This is a genomic window from Streptococcus sp. 27098_8_66, from assembly GCF_041431945.1.
GTDB classification, from domain to species: domain Bacteria; phylum Bacillota; class Bacilli; order Lactobacillales; family Streptococcaceae; genus Streptococcus; species Streptococcus dentalis.
Genome location: NZ_JAPVYS010000001.1, coordinates 135,456 through 157,033 on the forward strand (window position 1 = coordinate 135,456; position 21,578 = coordinate 157,033).

Here is a 21,578-nt window from a genome sequence, read left to right on the forward strand (position 1 = left end):
AAAAATATGGTACAATAGACCTATGAAACTATTAATTCCATCCGCCAAAGAACTGAACGAACAGGCTCGTATCGTCGAGCCCCAACCCTTGTCAGAGAACACAAAAACCATCCTCCAAGCTTTGAAGGCATTCTCGCTAGAAGAATTAGCGACCTTTTACGGTATCTCAGAGGAAAGAGCCCTAGTAGAAAAGGAAAGAATTGAGGCTCTGTTAGCTGGGAGTGCTAAAACCTATCCTGCTTTAGAACTGTTTGATGGCCTTATGTATCGTAGTATCGAGCGTCAAGACTTATCCGAAAAAGAGCAGGCTTATCTGCAGGAGCATTTGTTGATCACGACTGCTTTATACGGTGTGCTACCTGCCTATGAAGGGATTGCTCCCCATCGCTTGGATTTTATGATGAAGTTAAAACCAGCTGGAAAATCTCTAAAGGTACTCTGGAAAGAGGACTATGATCAGGCAGTAGAAGGTGAGGAGCAGATCTTATCCCTTTTGTCCTCTGAGTTTGAACAGGTCTTTTCAAAAGCCATTCGTGAGCGAATAATTCGGATCAAATTCATGGAGAATCGTGATGGGACACTGAAGATTCACTCGACGATTTCAAAGAAAGCACGTGGGGCCATGGTGACAGCCATGATGAAGGAAGAAATCACCCATCTAGAAGATCTGAAATCATTAGAAGTAGCAGGTTTCTCTTATCGTGAGGATTTATCGCAAGAGAAAGAATGGGTCTTTGTGAAAGAATAAATAAAAATATTCCTGAGAAGCGTCAGGAATATTTTTTTGATCTGTTAGATAAAGAGAATGCACGATGAAAACTCCAAAATAGAGGATTTTGGAGTCAGAATCGTCTTGAGCAGTAGGCTTAGGCGATATGTTTGAATTTCTTCAAGAGTTCTGTCAACTCAGCTTGCTCGCCACTATTAAAGACTTGCATCAAGCGTTGAATATTTTTGATATGATCTGGAAGAGCTTCTTCGATTTTTTTACGACCGGCATCTGTAATAGATACAAGATAAGCACGGCGGTCTTCTGGATCGGTTTCGCGTGTAATCCAACCATCGCGGACCATATTGCGAATAACCACAGTCATATTCCCAGAGGTCGCAAGAATGCTATCAATCAGATCTTGAATGCGGAGATCGCCTTTGCTGTACAAGGTCTCAAGTACAGAGAATTGAGTTGGTGTCAACTGGTGCTTTTTAAAGATATGAGCCTCAGAGGCACGGATCAATCGTTCTGCCTTGTGGAAGACGATCATGGTTTTTAAATCTACGTTTGCTTCTTTGAATAATCTCTTTAAATTTTCCATATCTATATTTTATCAATAAATAGTATTTCTGTCGTTTAATTTTATTTTCAAATTAGTTACAAAATTGTGACAAATTTATTAAACTATGAACACATAATAGCAAAGGTGTTAATTTTAGTTTGTTTATCAAACAATTTTATACTAAAACATTGTAACAGGTATGAAATATTAGTAACAATTCTTTCTTGAAAATCTATAGAATTCTAGGTGGCTTTGGTGTATAATGAGGGAGTGAAACAGAAAAATAATCTTTTTATAGTGTGGCAACATATAATAGGAATCTGTATCTTAGTGTTGACGGTACTTTTTTCTTGGCTTTTTCTTGCTGAAAAAACTTCTGATCGCTTGCAGGATCAAATGGCGCAAGCAAGAAAAATAGCTCTGTCTCACTCTTCGATTGCTACTATTGAGACGGAGAGTTTCTTTCATGGCAAAGAAACCTATCTTTCCTTTATTGGCAAGGACCAAGAGGGGCAAGATCTAGCGGTTTTGGTGGCGCAGGCGGATGATGCAGTCTATACCTACCCTTTGAAAGAAGGAGTTAGTTCCAAAGAGGCAGCTTCTGTCGTCAAAGAGAAGAGTCAGGACGCGATTGATCGGGTAACTTTTGGACGCTTTAAAGGCAAACCAATCTGGGAAGTCAAGGCTGGGAGCTCTTATTATGTGGTGGATTTCAAGACTGGGAAAGTCACCGGTTTTTTTTAAGATTTGAGGAGGAAATATGAAATTATCAAATCGTGTATTGGAAATGGAAGAAAGTGTGACCTTGGCTGCAAATGCGCGTGCCAAAGCTTTGGTAGCAGAAGGTCGTGATATCTTAAGTTTGACCCTTGGTCAACCTGACTTTGCGACTCCAAAAAATATTCAAGAAGCAGCAGTCGCATCGATCGAGGATGGTCGCGCTAGCTTTTATACGGTAGCATCTGGACTTCCAGAATTGAAGGATGCCATTAGCGACTATATGAAAGAGTTTTATGGCTATGCAGTGAACCGAAATGAGGTTGTGGTCGGTACTGGTGCTAAGTTTATCCTCTATGCCTTCTTTACTTCTGTCATCAATCCAGGTGATGAAGTCATCATTCCAACCCCTTGCTGGGTTTCTTATGTAGACCAGGTCAAGATGGTAGAAGGCACACCTGTTACTTTCCAAACAACAGAAGAAAATCACTTCAAGGCAACGGTAGAGCAACTGGAAGCAGCACGGACAGACAAGACCAAGGTTGTCTTGCTGAATTCGCCATCCAATCCAACAGGAATGATCTACAGTAAAGAAGAACTCGAAGCAATCGGAAATTGGGCTGTTGAACATGACATCTTGATTTTGGCAGACGATATCTATGGTCGATTGGTTTATAATGGCAATACCTTTACGCCCATTTCTAGCTTATCAGAAGCGATTCGCAAGCAAACTATCGTGATTAACGGAGTTTCCAAAACTTACGCTATGACCGGTTGGCGGGTTGGTTTTGCAGTGGGTGATCCAGAGATTATTGGAGCCATGGCCAAGGTGATCAGCCAAACAACTTCCAACTTAACAACCGTTTCCCAATATGCTGCAATCGAAGCCCTCACAGGAGATCAATCTTCTATTGAGATCATGCGTCAAGCTTTTGAAGAGCGCTTGAATACTATTTATCCTTTGTTGAATGAAGTACCTGGTTTTGAAGCCATCAAACCTCAAGGAGCCTTCTATCTCTTCCCAAATGTGAAGAAGGCCATGGAAATGAAGGGTTATACGGATGTGACGGAATTTACCACAGCAATTTTAGAAGAAGCAGAGGTTGCTTTAGTAACGGGAGCTGGCTTTGGTGCCCCTGAAAATGTTCGCTTGTCTTATGCGACAGATTTGGATACCCTTAAAGAAGCTGTTCGCCGACTCAAGGCCTTTATGGAAAAATAAAATTACAAGATCCTTAGTAATGAGCTGAGGATCTTTTTCTTTTAAAAAAAATCTTGTTTTCACAGGTAGAATCTAGCACTGAAAGCCTTTTTATGATACAATTAAGAAGATAATGTCTTCGGACAAGTTTAACGAGAAAAGGAAGATGAATGATGACAAAACGGATTACTATCATCGAAGTAAAAGACTATGTTGGTCAAGAAGTGACCATCGGTGCTTGGGTGGCCAACAAATCAGGTAAAGGAAAAATTGCTTTCTTGCAATTGCGTGACGGGACTGCCTTTTTCCAAGGTGTGGCTTTTAAACCAAACTTTATCGAAAAATTCGGCGAAGAAGTGGGGCTTGAAAAATTTGATACCATCAAACGCTTGAGCCAAGAAACATCAGTGTTTGTAACTGGTATTGTCAAAGAAGACGAGCGTTCTAAATTTGGTTACGAATTGGATATTACAGACATCGAAGTGATCGGTGAATCTCAAGATTACCCAATCACTCCTAAAGAACACGGGACAGACTTCTTGATGGACAACCGTCACTTGTGGTTGCGTTCACGCAAACAAGTTGCCGTTATGCAAATCCGTAATGCTATCATCTATGCAACTTATGAGTTCTTTGATAAGAATGGCTTCATGAAGTTTGATAGCCCCATTCTTTCAGGAAATGCGGCGGAAGATTCAACTGAATTGTTTGAAACAGACTATTTCGGAACACCAGCCTACTTGAGCCAATCCGGTCAGCTTTATCTGGAAGCTGGTGCTATGGCTCTTGGTCGCGTCTTTGACTTTGGTCCAGTATTCCGTGCTGAAAAATCTAAGACTCGTCGTCACTTGACTGAGTTCTGGATGATGGACGCTGAGTACTCTTACTTGACACACGATGAGTCACTTGACTTGCAAGAAGCTTATGTCAAAGCTTTGCTTCAAGGTGTTTTGGACCGTGCTCCTCAAGCTTTGGAAACCTTGGAACGTGATACAGAGCTCTTGAAACGCTACATTGCTGAACCATTCAAACGGATCACCTATGATGAAGCCATTGATCTCTTGCAAGAGCATGAAAATGATGAAGATGCGGATTATGAGCATTTGGAACATGGTGATGACTTCGGCTCACCACATGAAACTTGGATTTCAAACCACTTTGGTGTGCCAACATTTGTCATGAACTACCCAGCAGCTATCAAGGCCTTCTACATGAAACCAGTTCCTGGAAATCCAGAGCGCGTGCTTTGTGCAGACTTGCTTGCTCCAGAAGGCTATGGAGAAATCATCGGTGGCTCTATGCGTGAGGAAGACTACGATGCCCTTGTTGCAAAAATGGATGAACTTGGCATGGATCGTACAGAGTATGAATTCTACCTTGACCTTCGTAAATACGGTACAGTTCCACACGGTGGATTTGGTATTGGGATTGAGCGTATGGTAACCTTCGCAGCTGGTACAAAACACATCCGTGAAGCTATTCCATTCCCACGTATGTTGCACCGTATTAAACCTTAATAGACGTAAAAACGCCATTAGGCGTTTTTCACTTTTATCTGCTTCAAAAAACTATGAAAGGAATTTCAATGCTGAAAATAGACATCATTGATGGGAAAGAATACGAAGAAGGCCAAGGATCTTTGATTGCGGATCTGGACCATTCCATTCAACAGATGCTCAAGACATCCTATCCGGAAAGTCAAATGGATGATTTTATCACGTATAAAAATTTGAGCCAATATTGTATGGATTATCTAGGTCAGATTATTGAGCGTGCCAATGATAAAAACGAAGCCATTAAACAGCAGGTGACAGGTGTCATGCCCGAAAGCGAGCGCCCCTTTAACGTTGAAGACCGCTTGACAGCCAGCTATACCTTCGGTCAGCGGGTGGCGGATTCTGTTGCGCGCTTCGGTGGTTCTTGGACCTTTATTATTAGCTTCATCATGATGATGGCTATCTGGATGTTGATCAATGTCTTGCATCCCTTTGGCTGGAATTTTGACCCTTATCCTTTCATCTTGCTCAATCTAGTACTTTCTACGATTGCGGCGATTCAAGCTCCTTTGATCATGATGAGCCAAAACAGGGCGGCAGATTACGATCGCTTGCAAGCACGAAATGACTTTAACGTCAATATGGAATCTGAACGGGAAATTCGCTTGTTGCATACGAAGATTGACCATATGGTGCAACAAGACCAGACGGATTTACTGGAAATTCAAAAGTTGCAAACCGAATTGTTGGTGTCCTTGTCTAATCAAGTGGCCCAGCTGCGTCAAGAAATGGATCAAGAAAAAATGAAGGAGGTGGAGAAGATGTAGGCAAATCTAAGTAAGTCTTTTAGAAACACTTATATAATCTATTGAAAGAGGAAAAACAATGTTTAAAAGAACTTACAAACGCAATATTTCACTCCTAGCAGGTCTGGAATTTACATCTTATTTTGGAATCACCAGTTTTTGGATTCTCTTTTTTATTCAAAATGGTCTTTCTTTGCTTCAGATTGGTTTATTAGAGAGTATCTTTCATGGGACGAGTCTCTTGTGTGAGATCCCATCGGGAATGCTAGCCGATCGCTTTAGCTACAAGACCAATCTCTACTTGGCTCGCTTGTCCAGTATTGGATCTTCGATCTTGATTTTATTTGGTCAGGGGAATTTTTGGATCTATGCCATTGCCATGATGGTCAATGCTTGGTCTTATAATTTTGACTCGGGGACCAGTACAGCTTTCTTATTTGATTCAGCAGTAGAAGCGGGCCAAAAGGACCGTTATCTTCAGATTTCTAGCTTTTTGTCTGGGGTGGCCGAAGTCACCCGAACGTTAGGTACAGTGGTGGCAGGCTTCTTGATTCACGGAGCATTGGCTTGGACCTATTATATTGCTATCGGGCTATCCTTGATTTCCATTCTTTTGATCTTTCTAATGAAAGAGCCAGAGAGCAAGAGTGATGAAAGAAGTCACTTGACCTTAAAGCGGATATTGGAGGTAGTGAAACAAGAATGGCAGGAAAAACCAGTCTTGTTTTACTGGATGCTCACCTATCAGTTGGTAGGGACCATCATGTGTATGTTTTATTTTTACTACCAACAGAAAATTAGTGACTTAACTAGTTGGCAAGTTTCGCTTATCATGTTGATTGGTAGTGGATTCAATCTCCTAGCGGTTTATTTGGCCAGTCAAATCGGGAAAAAATGGAATAGTAATCAAGTCTTTCCGATTCTGGTTGCACTGACTGGGTTGGCCTTGTTTTTGGTAGGTTTGAAGACTCCATTCGCCTATTTGAGTGTCTATCTCTTGACCAATGCCCTTTATGCAGTTTATCAACCCATCTACTACAATGATTTACAAGCTTATCTGCCTTCCAGTGTGCGAGCAACCATGCTGAGTATCAATTCGATGATGTTTAGTCTATCTATGATTGTCATCTTCCCTTTGACTGGTTGGTTGATCGATACTTGTGGATTTGTAGCAGTCTTTCTTGTGCTAGGCCTTATAACATTCCTATCTTTCCCTCTCTTACTGATTGGTTTAGGGAGAATGGGCAAGACCTTAAGCGAGGTGACAAAGACTGAATAAAACTTATAGGGTTCTTGAGTCTAACAAGATTTAAATAGCAGAAAAACTGAACAATCCTTCTATGCTATGTAGGAATAGTAAGATTGAAGACAAAGTCATCTTAGAAACTTTCCTTAGGCGAGGACGGACGTCAGCGAACTTCTATGAAGTTCCATGACTAATTATTGAGCCTAAGGTCTCAATAATTCCGAGTGCTAGAAACAATAGTGTTTCTAGCACTTTTCTCACAGCGGAAAGTTTCAGTAGATGATTGAATAGCTCTAACAAATAAAATTATTTTATCTTTATAGAAGTTAATTAATTTGTATAAAAGAGCAGTTTGTCTACGTTCTCATACTCTCTGCTTGGCAGGGAGAGTTTTTTTGTCAGTTATAATTGTGGTAAAATAGGTATATCCTATTTAAAAAGAATCGAGTTGTATGAAATCATTATTAAAGTATTTTAAGGGCTATCTATGGGAAACTTTTCTAGGGCCCGTTTTTAAACTCTTAGAAGCTATTTTTGAATTGTGTGTCCCCTTAATCATCGCCCACTTAGTCGATCAGGTCATTCCAAAAAAGGAAACGAGCGCAGTGGTGATGACGGTCGGTGTTTTGTTTTTATTTGCGAGCTTTGGTGTCGTCGTAGCTATTACGGCCCAGTATTTTTCTTCTAAAGCAGCTGTCGGCTTTACCCGAGAGATGACCAAGGATTTGTATGATAAGATCTTATCACTTCCAAAGGACAAGCGAGATAGGATCGGGACTTCTAGTTTGGTAACCCGTCTCACTTCTGATACCTATCAAATCCAGGTTGGGATCAATCTCTTCTTGCGGCTTTTTTTGAGGGCACCGATTATTGTCTTTGGAGCTATCATCATGGCCTTCACCATCAGTCCTAAATTAACCCTTTGGTTCTTGGGGATGGTAGCGATTTTAACCCTGATTATTGTGATCATGTCACGGCTTGTCAATCCGCTCTTTGCTAAGATTCGGAAAATCACAGACCGGATGGTTACGGTGACGCGTCAGCAATTTCAAGGGATGCGGGTGATTCGAGCCTTTGGACAAGATGCTAGTGAATTAGAGGATTTTAGAGAGGTCAATCAGGGCTACAAGATCTGGCAAATTCGCGCTGGTATCTGGTCTAGTTTGGTGAGCCCCTTGACCTTCCTTGTGGTCAATACGACCTTGGTTTGTGTCATTTGGCAAGGACAATTGAATATCTCTGCTGGTCTTTTAACCCAAGGGATGTTGGTCGCTTTGGTCAATTATTTATTACAAATTTTAACAGAATTGATCAAGCTGGCTATGCTGGTCACGTCTTTAAATGTCAGCTATATTTCAGCCAAGCGTGTGCAAGAGATTTTCGATTTGAAGGAAGAAGACCTCTTAGAAGCTTTGTCAGTAGAAACTGCAACAGAGCAAGAAGCAATCAGCGCAGAGAAAGTTTCTTTCACTTATCCAACGGCTTCAAGCCCAGCTCTAGAAAATATTTCCTTTGATCTGGATCATGGACAGATGTTGGGAATTATCGGTGGTACAGGATCTGGGAAGTCTACTCTGGTTCAGTTATTGAGTCATTTGTATGCCGTGAGTCAGGGAAAATTAGCCCTCTATCATCAAGGTCGCTCTCCTCAAACCCTCAAGGAGTGGCGGGAGTGGGTAGCTGTTGTCCCACAGAAGGCAGAGCTCTTTAGAGGGACTATCCGCTCGAATCTCTTACTAGGGATGGAAGAAAATCTATCGGATGAAGATTTGTGGTGGGCCCTAGAAACAGCTCAGGCGGCTGATTTTGTCCGTGAAAAAGAAGGACAACTCGATGAGCCAGTGGAAGCCTTTGGTCGAAATTTCTCAGGTGGCCAACGTCAGCGGTTGACCATTGCGCGTGCCCTTTTGAAGAAGGCTCCTTTCTTGATTCTGGATGATTCAACTTCTGCCTTGGATTATTTGACGGAAGCACGTCTCTTAAAATCGATAAAAGAAGAATTGAGTGATACGAGTTTGATCTTAGTATCTCAACGAACCAATAGTCTCAAGTCTGCTGATCAGATTTTAGTCTTGAACAAGGGACATCAAGTAGGACTGGGAAATCACGATTTCCTTTTGTCTACCAATGAGATTTATCAAGAAATTCATTATTCACAACACGGGAGGGAGGAAGCATGAGTCAAAAACGTTCTAGTTATGTAAAACGTCTGTTTAGAGATTTTGCTCACCATCCCGGGCTCCTGATTCTAGCTAGTCTCGGAACCATCGCTCAAGTGGCCTTAACAGTCTGGTTACCGATCCTGATTGGACATGCGGTTGACTTGGTCATTAATCCTCAAGGGATGAAAGTCTTAAGGCCTGTTTTGATCCAAATGGTTCTGGTCATTGTGGCCAATACCTTGATCCAATGGATCAATCCCTTGTTATACAATCAATTGGTCTATCGTTTTAGCCAAAGCCTAAGAGCAGAAGTGATGGAAAAAGTACACCGCTTGCCCTTGTCTTATCTAGATAAACAAGGGAGCGGGGACTTCGTCAGTCGCCTCACGACCGATGTAGAGCAACTCAATAGTGGTCTTCTGATGGTCTTTAACCAGTTCTTTGTTGGCCTCTTAACCATTCTTGTCACTATCGTGACGATGGCGGAATTGGATTTCTTTATGATGGTGGCGGTTCTGGTCTTGACCCCTTTATCTCTCTTGATTGCTCGTTTTATTGCCAAGCGTTCTTATACGCTTTTCCAAAAGCAGACCAAGGCGCGTGGTCTTCAAACCCAGTTGATCGAAGAGTCTTTGACCCAGGAAAGTTTGATCCAGTCCTTTAATGCTCAGGATCAATTCCGTAAGGCTTTTAAAGGGACGAATGAAAGCTATGCCAATTATTCCCAATCCGCTGTCTTTTATTCCTCAACTGTCAACCCTGCCACTCGCTTTGTGAATGCCTTGATTTATGCAGTAGTGGCTGGATTTGGTGCGGTGCGTATTATTTCGGGATCTCACTTTACTGTTGGTCAATTGGTGACCTTCCTCAATTATGTCAACCAATACACCAAGCCCTTTAATGATATCTCCTCTGTATTGTCAGAACTCCAAAGTGCCCTTGCCTGCGCAGAGCGTTTATATAGCGTTTTGGATCAAGCTGAGGTCGAAGAGACAGGGCAACGGGTTCTGGAAAGTCAGAATGTCAAAGGTGCGATTGGTTTTGAACACGTCACATTTGGCTATGATTTGGGGCGGACTTTGATCAAAGATCTAACCATTCAGGTTCCAGCCGGCAGTAAGGTTGCCATTGTAGGACCTACAGGAGCTGGAAAGTCGACCTTGATTAATCTGCTCATGCGTTTCTACCCTGTTAACTCTGGAGAGATCACGATTGATGGGGTGCCAATTACGGACTACACCCGTGCTTCTTACCGCCAACAGTTTGGTATGGTTTTGCAAGAAACCTGGCTCAAGGTCGGGACCATTCATGAAAATATCGCCTTTTCTCGTCCAGATGCAACTAGAGAAGAAGTCATCGAAGCAGCCAAAGCAGCCAATGCAGATTTCTTTATCCGGCAGTTGCCACAAGGGTACGATACCTATCTTTCAGATGCTGGAGAGTCTTTGTCTCAAGGACAACGCCAACTCTTAACGATTGCGCGGGTTTTCCTTTCAGTTCCTAAGATTTTGATCCTGGATGAGGCGACATCCTCCATCGATACTCGGACTGAGGTCTTGATTCAAGATGCCTTTAATCAGCTCATGAAGGGACGGACTAGCTTTATCATTGCTCACCGCTTGTCGACCATTCAAAATGCCGATATAATCCTTGTCATGGTGGATGGCGATATTGTTGAGAATGGCACTCATGAAGAGCTAATGGAAGCGCAAGGTGTTTACTACAAGATGCAGACAGCTCAGCAACAGATTAGTTAGAATGTAGACAAACTATTTTTAAAGTAAATAAGTAAAGTGATTCTGTAAAGAAATAAATATCTACCTAATTTGTATAACGAATTAAGAGAACATTAAAACTTTCCGCCGTGAGAAAAGTGCCTGAAACAATTTAGTTTCAGGCATTCGGGAGTTTTGAAACTTTAGGTTCAAAACTAAGTCATGGAACTTCGTAGAAGTTCGCTGACGTCCGTACTCACCTAAGGAAAGTTTTTAATATGTCTTTATCTTCAATCTAAGCATTTTCAAATCTGAAAATGCTTTTTTAGACTAAAAAAACATCTAGCAAAATTGCTAGATGCTTCAGAAACCACTCGTTATTTTATCATTTTAAACGTTTAGAACCTTATCCAAGAATTCTTTCAAACGTGGGTGTTGTGGGTTGTCGAAGATTTGGTCTGGTTTGCCATCTTCGAGGAATTCACCGTCTGCGGTGAAGATGACGCGGTTGGCTACTTGGCGGGCAAATCCCATCTCGTGGGTAACGATGATCATGGTCATGCCTTGCTCTGCTAACTCTTTCATAACGTTCAATACATCTCCAACCATCTCAGGGTCAAGGGCAGAAGTAGGTTCGTCAAAGAGCATAATATCTGGATTCATGGCAAGTCCACGTGCGATAGCCACACGTTGTTTTTGACCACCGGAAAGGCTGTTTGGATTGGCATCGGCTTTATCTGCGAGTCCAACTTTTTCCAACAATTCCATACCGACTTTTTGAGCTTCTTCACGGGTCATCAGTTTGTGCTCTACTGGCGCAAACATGATGTTTTCAAGGACGCTCATGTGAGGGAAGAGGTTGAAGTGTTGGAAAACCATCCCGATATTTTCACGGACCAAATCAACATTGGTTTTTGGATCGGTTAGATCATATCCATTAACTGTAATTTGACCTTTTGTAACTTCTTCGAGGAGATTGAGACTACGAAGGAAGGTCGATTTACCAGAGCCGGACGGTCCGATAATGCAGACCACATCCCCTTCGTAGAATTTTGTTGAGATTCCTTTTAAGACCTCATTTTCACCATAGTATTTGTGGAGGTCATGGACATCAATTTTTAATTTAGCCATTAGTTAACCTTCTTTTCTAATTTTTTTGCAAATCGTGTTAGCAAGGTGATAATCACGAGGTAGAAGACGGCAAGGATCGCATACATCTTGAAACTTTGGTAGTTTCGAGCGATAATGATCTTACCAGTTTGGAAGAGTTCTACCAATCCGATTGCAGACACAATAGTTGTATCTTTTAGGGCAATGACGAATTGGTTAACAAAGTTTGGAAGCATGAGTTTGGTTGCTTGTGGCAAGATGATCTTGCGCATGGTCTTTCCATAAGAGATCCCAAGGCTTCGGCTGGCTTCCATCTGTCCAATCGGTACAGCTTGGATCCCCCCACGGACAATTTCTGCGATATAAGCAGCAGCATTGAGAGAGAGGGCAATGGTACCTGCGACAAAGTCGTTGATTGGGGATTGGTGACCTGTGATCGATTCAATCAAGTTTGGAATTCCCCAGAAGATGAAGGCGGCGAGGATCATGAGTGGGATCCCACGAATGACATCGACAAAGATTTCAGCTGTCCAGCGGAGCCACTTATAAGGGCTAACACTAAACATCCCAAAGATAACACCGATCACCATAGCAATGGCGAAAGAGAGAAGGGCAAGGGCAAGAGTGACACCCAAACCACTTAACAATTGTTTGTAGTTGTTTTGGAGCAAGCCCCAGATCGTTGTTTCATCTGCTGTTGTACTTGAAGTACTTGATTTGCTATCTGCTTTAAGGTATTTATCGAGAATCTTTTGGTATTGACCGCTTTTCTTCAAGTTTGCAAGACCGTTATTGAACATTTCGATCAATTCAGGATTTTCACCCTTCTTAACGGCAAATGCTAGTTGACCACTTGGAGTTCCTTCGATAGGTGTTTTGAATTTACGTCCTTGTTTAATAGCGTATTTGATAACAGGTTCGTCATCCATGATCGCAGCGACAGAACCAGAATTCAAACTGTCATACATAGAAGCCCCGTCAGAGAAAGTTTTGATCTTGTAGCCATATTTATTTTTATTCTTTTCAAGGAAGGTCTGCGATGCAGTTCCGTTTTTAACACCGACCGTCTTTCCTTTTAGGTCATCGTAAGAATCAATCTTGCTATCCTTTTGGACTGCAAGAATAGAGTTAGCAGTATAATATGGTTCAGAAAAATCAAATGTTTCTTTCCGAGCATCGGTCACGGTCATCCCTGCGATCATTCCTTGCGCATGACCAGATTGGACATCACTTACCGCAGCATCAAATCCAGGATTATTAATCTCGATGGTAAATCCTTGGTCTTTGGCAATAGCTTTGATCAAGTCCATATCGATTCCTGTGTATTTGTTTTTTCCATTTTGGAAGACAAATGGTGCAAAAGATGAGTCACTTGAAATTACATATTTTGATTTTTTAGGAGTTGCTTTTTGACCAGCAGGAGTAGTGGTTTCTGGAACGGCACTGTTACTTGATGATTGGCTTTCACCTGTCCATTTCTTGATGATCTCATCAAGTGTTCCATCAGCTTTCATTTTAGCGAGGGCCTTGTTAAATTCAGTGATCAACTTTTCATGCTTACCGCCTTTTTTTACACCAAAGGCAAAGCCACCGACTGCTTCCCCGTCCATATTGATAGCTAGGTCCTGACCCTTTTGGATGGCGTATTGAATAACAGGTTGGTCATCCATGACTGCATCGACCGCACCAGCTGATAAACTGTTGTACATGAGATCACCAGTATCAAAGGTCTTGATCTTGTAGCCGTACTTGTCCTTGTTTTTATCGAGGAAGCGTTGGGCTGCAGTTCCGTTTTTAACACCGACTGTCTTCCCTTTTAATTGGCTGTACTTCGTGATTTTATCGGCTTTCGTAGTTGCTATGACAACTTTTGTATCGTAGTAAGTATCAGACATGGTGAAGACTTTTTCACGTTCTGTTGTTTTGGTCATTCCGGCCATGATGGCATCCGCTTGACCAGCTTGAACTGCGTTGACCGCTGCATCAAATCCTGGGAAGGATTTGTCCAAATCCCAGCCATTGATTTCAGCGACCTTGTCCAAGATCTCTACGTCAATTCCTTTATAGGTTTGATCTGAATCCTTAAATTCAAATGGTGCATATGCTGTGTCGAAAACGACCTTGATCGTTTCAGCATGAGCATGACCAGCGAATGCAACGAATGGAAATAAGAAAAGCAAACATGCTAGTAATTTTTTCTTCATTTCGTTCTCCTTTATATCTAATCCACTGTCTCGAGAAGAGCAATGGAAGGGATACCCTAAGAGGGCTTTAAAAAAACAAAGAATTCATACTGAAAAGAAGTATGAATTTCATCATTTATTTTTTACAAGACCTATTATATCATAAATCAATCTTAAAAACAAGAATTTTCACTAGTTCATGTTAGATTATCTGACATGAATCTGTGTTGCAGCTCCGGATTTTCTTTGTTACAATGGACCTATTAGATCAAGGAGGTTGCGATGAAGAAAGGAAAGATCATTCAGGATATAAAAACAAACACATCTATGCCAGTTCTTATTTCTACACTATTCTATATATTATTAGCCTCCCTCTTCATAGAAGGAGGACTTTGGATTGGGAGTGAACTTGTGGGACCATTTTCCTTAGTGATAGGTTTTCTGGCGGAGTTCTTTTCACCAGGAAATGGGACAGCAAGTATTCAAGAATTTTTCTACCATTATCTTCTCTATTATGAGCTTTTCAGTTTTGTAATCATATTATTTCTCTTTATTTTTTGGGTGAAGGTCATAGAGAAGAATGCTTTATCAAGCTTAGGCTTTGTAAAAAGAAATTGGCTCAAGTATCTAGTCTGGGGGATCATGATTTCACTTGTTCAAATGGGAGTGATCGCGCTTGTCTACCAAGTAAGTGGCATCGGGTCTTTTGTGTTAAATGAGCTCAGTTTAGAGCCCTTGCTTTTTATCCTAGGATTATTTCCATTTTGGCTCCTCCAAGGAGGGACGGAGGAAGTAGCGACGCGAGGGTGGCTTCTGACTCGGATTGCTGCAAGAACTAATCTGCCTTTAGCGATCGCGATTTCTAGTAGTCTCTTTGGCATTCTGCATATGGGAAATGCAGGAGTGACCTTCTTATCCGTTCTGAATATCATCCTCGATGGAGTGCTGGCTGGTCTGCTTTTTATCTATACGGATAGTATCTGGCTAGTGGTCGCCCAACACGGCACTTGGAACTATGTACAAGGAAATCTCCTTGGTTTTCAAGTCAGTGGCACAGGCGCAGATGCCTCGATTTTTAGCTTTAGCATGGGATATGGTCCTGATTGGTTGACCGGAGGGGCATTTGGAGCAGAAGGATCAATCATCACCACCCTAGTTCTTATTGTATCCCTAGTGATTGTCTATCGCTTAGGTGAGAGGAAAGAAAAGTTTGATGACTAACCTCTGTGTAATGTCTGAAAGTCATATATGAAAAAGACAAACACCAAAAATGACGTTTGTCTGCATTCTGAGTCGAACACATATTGATGAGTTCGGCTTTTTCTATATAATAATGGGAATGATTAGCTTGACTTGTGCACCATTATGAGTATTTTCTAAATGCATAGTTCCATTATGAAGTTTCATGACGCGTTTCACGAAAGATAAACCAAGTCCAAAGTGACTTTCTTGAGAGGGTGTTCTTGCTTGGTCCTCTTTATAGAAAAGATTTCCAGCATGTTGTAATACATTTTTTGAAAAAGTAGATTGATTATTCCATATGGTTAGAACTAATCGATTTTTTTCTTGTGACATTGTTAGCTGGATCTTTGCATCATTATCTTTTTGATGTTGTATTGCATTATTAATAATATTTGTGATTGCTCGAAAAAATAAATTGGAATGAATGGCAATTTGTGTTGATGGAGTTACTGTATTTGAAAAAACAAATTGTGTATTTCTCGGGAGTAAAGGAGTGATCTGTTCCTTCAATTGATGAGTTACTTGTTGAATTGATATGTTTTCAAGTTGAATATCATGGTCATAAAAAGTTTTGGAGTATTGGATGAAGTGGTTAAAATAATCATTTAATTGAATACTTGCTTGCTCCAGATCTTTTAGACATTCCATTGTTTGAGGTGTTTGCTCGGTGGATTGTAAGAATTCGGCATTTCCTCTGATGACAGTTAGAGGGCTACGAAGATCATGTGCAGCGCTAGATACTTGAAACATGAGTTCTTTTTTTTGATCTTTTTCATTTTGAATTCTATTTTTTATTTCAGATTGCATTTTTTCGATCAGATCGTTTGTTTCAATGAATTCTTTAATCTGCAAATGGTGATGTTCATTTTTTGTGAAATATAGACCACTATGATAAACCATGTTCATTTCTGTTTGAATCTTGGTTAACAACCGTCTAATATTTATTACAATGATAAAAATTAAAATGATGCAAAGATAAATCCAAGAACTGACGCTAAAAAATAAAGCAAAGTGATTGGCATTTTTCTCATTAATTCCAGACACAGAAGATAGAAGAGCTGGAACTATGTAAAAAAGTATCAGACATAGAAGAAATTGCCAAATGATTTTAAGGTAGGTACGCTTAATGAGTTGCTTGATTGTCAATTCTTTTTCCATTTGTATCCTCCTCCCCATACTGTTTTGATTGGATCAATTTGATGAATCTTAAATTTTTGTCTGATTTGATAGATGTATTCAGTAATGGATCGTAGTTGTGCATCAGAGTCTACAGGATAGAGGTAATTGTAAAGTTCTTCTATGCTAAATATTCGGTTCTCATTTTTGGCTAAAAGATAAAGTAAATCAAACTCTCGCTTAGTTAGTGATATTCTCTTTGATTGATAATAAACTTCTTGACGATCTCGATAAAAAGTAATATCTGAATTCATTTCTTCTTTAGAGGCAGGGTGAGATCTTTCTTCTCTCCGAAGATGCATTTGAATTCTTGCAATCAATTCTTTAATGCTGAATGGTTTTGTAATGTAATCATCGGCTCCGGCTTGTATTCCTTTTAGTAAATCTTCTTCAAAATCTTTAGCGGTTAGAAATAAGATTGGAGTAGCAATTTGTGGACGAATGGAACGACAAATTTCTAAACCAGAAATAGGCATCATGACGTCAAGTAAAATTAGATCAAATCCAGTAAAGTCACAGATATTGATCTCCTCTATATTTTTACGAGTTTCCACGTGAAAGTTGTTTGCTTCTAATGAATTCCCTATTAATCGTAAGATTTTTTCATCATCGTCAATGGCTAAAATTTTATACTTCATAGTTCCTCCAATTATATGAGCATATTATAGCAAATATAGAATGTAATTTGTTGAAAATAAAAAAAATAATTATTCTGAGAATTTCCTGATTTTCTCCTGTTATACTTGCTCCAAGTGAAGGTGGAATTTCACTAAAAGTCAGAAGGGAAAAAGAATGAATGATAACAATTCAAAAGCTACATAAGGAATATAATAATAAAATTGTCCTTCAAAACGTGTCTTTCAAAGCTAAGAAAGGTGAGATTACTGGATTGATTGGACCGAATGGATCTGGAAAATCAACTTTAATCAGAATTTTACTTGGCTTAGAAAATAGTCAAATGGGAATGGCATTGATCGATGGAAAAAAATACTCTCAATTGGGAGATAATCCTTTTTGTATTGTTGGATCGTTCCTTGACAGTTGCCAACCTTACCCAACCAGAACAGGATTTCAGCATCTTCGGTGGATTGGGTTGGCTTGTGGGGTTGATAGAAATAGGTGCAAGGAATGTTTAGAGTTGGTGGGGTTAAGTGAAGCTAAAAATAAAAAGGTAAAAGACTATTCATTAGGAATGAAGCAACGTCTTGGGTTAGCAACAGCCTTATTAGCAAATCCTGACATTTTAATTTTAGATGAACCAATCAATGGACTAGATCCAGAAGGAATTCGCTGGGTACGTAATTTTTTACAATCTTTTGTCAATGAAGGTAAAACTGTATTAATGACAAGTCATTATATGAGTGAGTTAGAATTAACTGTAGATCATTTGGTTGGTATTTCTAATGGCAAAATTGTTATTGATGCTCCTACAAAAGATATTTTGAAACAGTTTGGCTCTTTTGAGGAAGCATATTTTAAAGCACTCGAAGGGAAAGAAGGTGAATAATTTGTTGAAGCGTTCCTTTTTTAGTGACCTATATAAATATAGTAGTTTACCTGCTTTTAAAGTTACTTTTTTTCTTATTTTGGGAGTCAGCATATTTTTTTCAATTCAAAATATCCAGGTGATAAATGCCTTAGTAGAAGGAAATGGACAAGCGGTTAACCTTGATCCATCTATGTTATCATCGAATCCAGTGCATACAGTCAGGGATGCTCTCTTATCTTCACCCTACCAAGCAAGTGTTATTTTCTTGCCAATTCTTGTTTCACTTGTTTATTCAACCCATTATCAATTTGGTGATGATTATTTTAGCCAGTTATTGATTCCAAACTGGAAAGTTCGTCTTACTGGGTTTATTGCAAGTTCGGTTGTTTTATCGATACTTTCTACTTTAGTATTATCTATAGTAAATGCTATTATCTTACTCATTTTTCTAGATTCAACTTTAAAGAATTATTTAGAATTTACATTGTTCTTAGATGTCACGGTAAGAGTTATGATATTTGCAATCGTTCTTACTTTATTAGCTTTACTTTTCGTAATAGTAACGAAAAAATCAATGACTTCATTAATTGCAGACGTTTTGTTATTGGTAATCACTTTATCAGGTATTCTAAGAGGAATTTCTTCTAAAATAGAAAATCTCTTGCCTTTGATTGGAGCAAAGTCATTTGCTTTTGGCCGAATTGAAGGGATTCAAACGAGCCAATTATATGGATTTACACTTTTAGTAGTAGAAGGAATCTTGTTCTTGGTATTCATAATGCTTGTAGAAATGATTCGAATGAGGAGGAAGAATGGCAAGAATATTTTTTAGTCTTATCGTCAAAAAATATAGTTTAAAACCCGTAAAGTACCAGATAGCTATACAGTCACTTTTGATAGGTTTTGTGTGTCTCTTAGGTGTTTTACCAGTTTCAATCAATGATACTGTTGTACAATTATCTATAAAGCAAGCTCTTGTTTTTGCGTCAATGCTCTCTGTTGGTATTGGGTGTGTTAATGCATTTGTTGAGTTACAATCACACGAAACAAAACTGGTTTATTTGGTAAGTGGAAAAAGGATCTTAAGTTCAATTCGGATCCTGTTCGTAGAATTATGTGATGTAGTACTCCAATCAACCTTAAATTTCATTGTACTACTTATATGGTTTCATTTTTTTAGTAGCGAAAATGGTGTCAGTTTAGAACTTTTCAGTTTCTATTTGATTGGCTCCATCCAATATTTTTTGATTTCTTACTTCTTAAGTTATTTTTTCAAAAGTCCAATGGGGAGTTTAGCTATTTTGCTGCTATTTCCTATTTTGGTACAACCTTTCATAGAAAGAGTAGTGGAACCAATGACTAGTTATCTATTTTACAATATTATTGCGGATACAATACTAGGGAGAGCTTCCTATTTGCAACTATGTGTTTATGCTATGGAATTGGTGTTTTCACTTGGAGCCACTCTTTACCTTTTGATAAGGAATCAAGAAGTTAAGTAGTAAATTGATTTCGTAAAAATGATACCGATGAGCAAACCTTGCTAATTTTGTATATCATGGACACTGAAGTTTATTACGTATTGCATTGTTTTAGAATAAAAGACAAGACTTTCGAAGTAATTGCGAGAGTCTTGTTTAGTTTTCACTCTAATGAGTGTCCAATTAATTATTTTGTAATATGTTGTTTTCCCTTTCATTCCTCATCTCAGAGAATTCTAGTGATTTATGGTAAAATAAGGTCTATATATGTGAGGACAAAGAGATGATTAATCGAGTAACTGATAACAAATTTAAACTAGTATCCAAATACCAACCGTCTGGGGATCAACCGCAGGCCATTGAACAGTTGGTGGATAACATCGAGGGTGGCGAGAAGGCGCAAATCCTGATGGGAGCGACTGGTACGGGGAAGACCTATACTATGAGCCAGGTTATTGCCCAAGTCAATAAACCGACCCTGGTTATCGCCCACAATAAAACGCTAGCGGGCCAGCTCTATGGAGAGTTCAAGGAATTCTTTCCAGAGAATGCGGTTGAGTACTTCGTCTCATACTATGATTACTACCAGCCAGAAGCCTATGTGCCATCGAGCGATACTTATATCGAAAAAGATAGCTCTGTCAATGATGAGATTGACAAGCTTCGTCACTCCGCAACATCAGCTTTGTTGGAGCGTAACGATGTGATTGTTGTGGCCTCTGTCTCTTGTATCTATGGTTTGGGTTCGCCTAAGGAATATGCCGATAGCGTGGTCAGCTTACGCCCGGGTCTGGAGATTTCTCGTGATAAACTGCTCAATGACCTGGTGGACATCCAGTTTGAGCGCAATGACATTGACTTTCAACGGGGGAAATTCCGTGTTCGTGGGGACGTGGTGGAGATTTTCCCAGCTTCGCGTGATGAACATGCCTTCCGGGTGGAGTTTTTCGGGGACGAGATTGAGCGGATTCGTGAGATTGAAGCTCTGACGGGACAAGTTCTGGGAGATGTGGACCACTTGGCTATTTTCCCAGCCACTCACTTCGTGACCAATGACGACCATATGGAAGTAGCTATTGCCAAGATTCAAGCGGAACTTGAAGAGCAGTTAAAGGTTTTTGAAAAAGAAGGCAAGCTCTTGGAAGCTCAGCGTCTAAAACAACGGACCGAGTATGATATTGAAATGCTGCGGGAGATGGGCTACACCAATGGGGTTGAAAACTACTCTCGTCACATGGATGGCCGGAGTGAAGGAGAGCCTCCTTACACCCTTCTTGACTTCTTCCCAGAAGATTTCCTCATTATGATCGATGAAAGTCACATGACCATGGGACAGATCAAGGGCATGTACAATGGAGACCGCTCGCGCAAGGAAATGCTAGTCAACTATGGTTTCCGTTTGCCGTCAGCCTTAGATAACCGGCCACTGCGTCGTGAGGAGTTTGAAAGCCATGTCCACCAGATTGTTTATGTATCTGCGACACCGGGTGATTATGAGATGGAACAAACGGATACTGTCATCGAGCAGATCATTCGTCCGACAGGTCTACTCGATCCTGAGGTGGAAGTGCGTCCGACCATGGGTCAAATGGACGATCTCTTGGGTGAAATCAATGTGCGTGTAGAACGGGGAGAGCGGACGTTTGTTACCACCCTGACCAAGAAGATGGCGGAAGACTTGACCGATTACTTCAAGGAAATGGGGGTCAAGGTCAAATACATGCACTCGGACATTAAGACCTTGGAGCGGACAGAAATCATCCGTGATTTGCGTTTGGGCGTTTTTGATGTCTTGGTCGGTATCAACCTCCTTCGTGAAGGGATTGACGTACCTGAAGTCAGTCTGGTTGCTATTCTCGATGCGGATAAGGAAGGCTTCCTCCGTAATGAACGTGGGCTTATCCAGACCATCGGTCGTGCTGCCCGTAATAGTGAGGGTCACGTCATCATGTATGCGGACACCATGACCCAGTCTATGCAAAAAGCCATTGATGAAACAGCTCGCCGTCGGAAAATCCAGATGGCTTATAATGAAGAACATGGCATTGTTCCACAAACCATCAAGAAGGAAATCCGTGACCTGATCTCTGTTACCAAGGCGGTGGCCAAGGAAGAGGACAAGGAAGTGGATATTACCAGTCTCAACCGCCAAGAGCGCAAGGAACTAGTCAAGAAACTGCAAGGTCAAATGCAAGAAGCAGTCGAAGTGCTTGATTTCGAGCTGGCAGCGCAAATCCGCGATAGGATGTTGGAAGTCAAGGCTTTGGATTAAGCGGAGGG

General features: G+C 40.5%; 18 protein-coding genes. 13 read left to right on the top strand and 5 right to left on the bottom strand.

Annotated elements, in window-relative coordinates; translation table 11 throughout:
• Positions 1–22 precede the first annotated feature (22 nt).
• Positions 23–748 carry a peroxide stress protein YaaA gene (yaaA, locus tag O3642_RS00720; RefSeq protein ID WP_320910651.1) on the top strand — a complete coding sequence of 242 codons (726 nt, stop codon included), beginning with the start codon at positions 23–25 and terminating at the stop codon, positions 746–748.
• Positions 749–866: 118 nt separating this feature from the next.
• On the opposite strand, the gene O3642_RS00725 is transcribed toward yaaA, so the two are convergent.
• The gene (locus O3642_RS00725; protein ID WP_003001765.1) at positions 867–1,313 is read right to left on the bottom strand and encodes a MarR family winged helix-turn-helix transcriptional regulator; all 447 of its coding nucleotides are present in this window, start codon (positions 1,311–1,313) and stop codon (positions 867–869) included.
• Between the two features lie 291 nt (positions 1,314–1,604).
• Between O3642_RS00725 and O3642_RS00730 the strand changes: the two genes are divergently transcribed.
• From O3642_RS00730 to O3642_RS00760, 7 genes are all read left to right on the top strand, one after another.
• Complete coding sequence (locus O3642_RS00730) at positions 1,605–2,018, top strand: DUF5590 domain-containing protein (RefSeq protein WP_371605171.1); 414 nt, start codon at positions 1,605–1,607, stop codon at positions 2,016–2,018.
• Positions 2,019–2,034: 16 nt separating this feature from the next.
• A complete protein-coding gene (locus tag O3642_RS00735; protein ID WP_155198890.1) occupies positions 2,035–3,213 on the top strand; it encodes a pyridoxal phosphate-dependent aminotransferase in 1,179 nt (392 codons plus the stop codon).
• A gap of 149 nt (positions 3,214–3,362) precedes the next feature.
• On the top strand, positions 3,363–4,709 hold the full coding sequence (gene asnS, locus O3642_RS00740) for an asparagine--tRNA ligase (RefSeq protein ID WP_003007581.1): 1,347 nt from the start codon (positions 3,363–3,365) through the stop codon (positions 4,707–4,709).
• 68 nt (positions 4,710–4,777) lie between these two features.
• Positions 4,778–5,515, top strand: coding sequence for a DUF1003 domain-containing protein (locus O3642_RS00745; RefSeq protein ID WP_371605172.1), 738 nt, complete (start codon positions 4,778–4,780; stop codon positions 5,513–5,515).
• A 58-nt stretch (positions 5,516–5,573) separates the two neighbouring features.
• Positions 5,574–6,773, top strand: coding sequence for an MFS transporter (locus O3642_RS00750; RefSeq protein WP_155124848.1), 1,200 nt, complete (start codon positions 5,574–5,576; stop codon positions 6,771–6,773).
• A 419-nt stretch (positions 6,774–7,192) separates the two neighbouring features.
• Positions 7,193–8,920: an ABC transporter ATP-binding protein gene (locus O3642_RS00755; protein ID WP_251457405.1), complete on the top strand. Its 1,728-nt coding sequence runs from the start codon at positions 7,193–7,195 to the stop codon at positions 8,918–8,920.
• A complete protein-coding gene (locus O3642_RS00760; RefSeq protein ID WP_251457408.1) occupies positions 8,917–10,659 on the top strand; it encodes an ABC transporter ATP-binding protein in 1,743 nt (580 codons plus the stop codon). The genes O3642_RS00755 and O3642_RS00760 overlap by 4 nt, the downstream gene beginning before the upstream one ends.
• A 348-nt stretch (positions 10,660–11,007) precedes the next feature.
• Here the strand turns inward: O3642_RS00760 and O3642_RS00765 are convergent, their stop codons facing one another.
• Positions 11,008–11,748 (bottom strand): amino acid ABC transporter ATP-binding protein, encoded by a 741-nt coding sequence (locus O3642_RS00765; RefSeq protein ID WP_003007564.1) that lies wholly within the window; start codon positions 11,746–11,748, stop codon positions 11,008–11,010.
• The gene (locus tag O3642_RS00770) at positions 11,748–13,931 is read right to left on the bottom strand and encodes an amino acid ABC transporter substrate-binding protein/permease (RefSeq protein WP_371605173.1); all 2,184 of its coding nucleotides are present in this window, start codon (positions 13,929–13,931) and stop codon (positions 11,748–11,750) included. The genes O3642_RS00765 and O3642_RS00770 overlap by 1 nt, the downstream gene beginning before the upstream one ends.
• Before the next feature lie 261 nt (positions 13,932–14,192).
• On the opposite strand from O3642_RS00770, the gene O3642_RS00775 reads away from it, so the two are divergent.
• Positions 14,193–15,131 (top strand): type II CAAX endopeptidase family protein, encoded by a 939-nt coding sequence (locus O3642_RS00775; protein ID WP_155124852.1) that lies wholly within the window; start codon positions 14,193–14,195, stop codon positions 15,129–15,131.
• Between the two features lie 102 nt (positions 15,132–15,233).
• Here O3642_RS00775 and O3642_RS00780 read toward each other — a convergent pair whose 3' ends face one another.
• Both O3642_RS00780 and O3642_RS00785 read right to left on the bottom strand, forming a co-directional pair.
• Positions 15,234–16,310 (bottom strand): sensor histidine kinase KdpD, encoded by a 1,077-nt coding sequence (locus O3642_RS00780; protein WP_049493105.1) that lies wholly within the window; start codon positions 16,308–16,310, stop codon positions 15,234–15,236.
• Positions 16,295–16,966, bottom strand: a complete 672-nt coding sequence (locus O3642_RS00785) for a response regulator transcription factor (RefSeq protein WP_134974767.1) — start codon at positions 16,964–16,966, stop codon at positions 16,295–16,297. The genes O3642_RS00780 and O3642_RS00785 overlap by 16 nt, the downstream gene beginning before the upstream one ends.
• Before the next feature lie 158 nt (positions 16,967–17,124).
• On the opposite strand from O3642_RS00785, the gene O3642_RS00790 reads away from it, so the two are divergent.
• The 4 genes from O3642_RS00790 to uvrB all read left to right on the top strand — a co-directional run bounded on the left by O3642_RS00790 (position 17,125) and on the right by uvrB (position 21,570).
• Positions 17,125–17,835: an ABC transporter ATP-binding protein gene (locus tag O3642_RS00790; RefSeq protein ID WP_129299205.1), complete on the top strand. Its 711-nt coding sequence runs from the start codon at positions 17,125–17,127 to the stop codon at positions 17,833–17,835.
• 1 nt (position 17,836) lies between these two features.
• The gene (locus O3642_RS00795) at positions 17,837–18,649 is read left to right on the top strand and encodes a hypothetical protein (protein WP_371605277.1); all 813 of its coding nucleotides are present in this window, start codon (positions 17,837–17,839) and stop codon (positions 18,647–18,649) included.
• Positions 18,630–19,319 (top strand): hypothetical protein, encoded by a 690-nt coding sequence (locus O3642_RS00800; RefSeq protein ID WP_061590608.1) that lies wholly within the window; start codon positions 18,630–18,632, stop codon positions 19,317–19,319. Before O3642_RS00795 ends, O3642_RS00800 begins: the two co-directional genes overlap by 20 nt.
• 262 nt (positions 19,320–19,581) lie before the next feature.
• Entirely contained in the window at positions 19,582–21,570 is a 1,989-nt protein-coding gene (uvrB, locus tag O3642_RS00805) for an excinuclease ABC subunit UvrB (RefSeq protein ID WP_313790436.1), read from the top strand.
• The last annotated feature ends 8 nt before the right edge of the window (positions 21,571–21,578 follow it).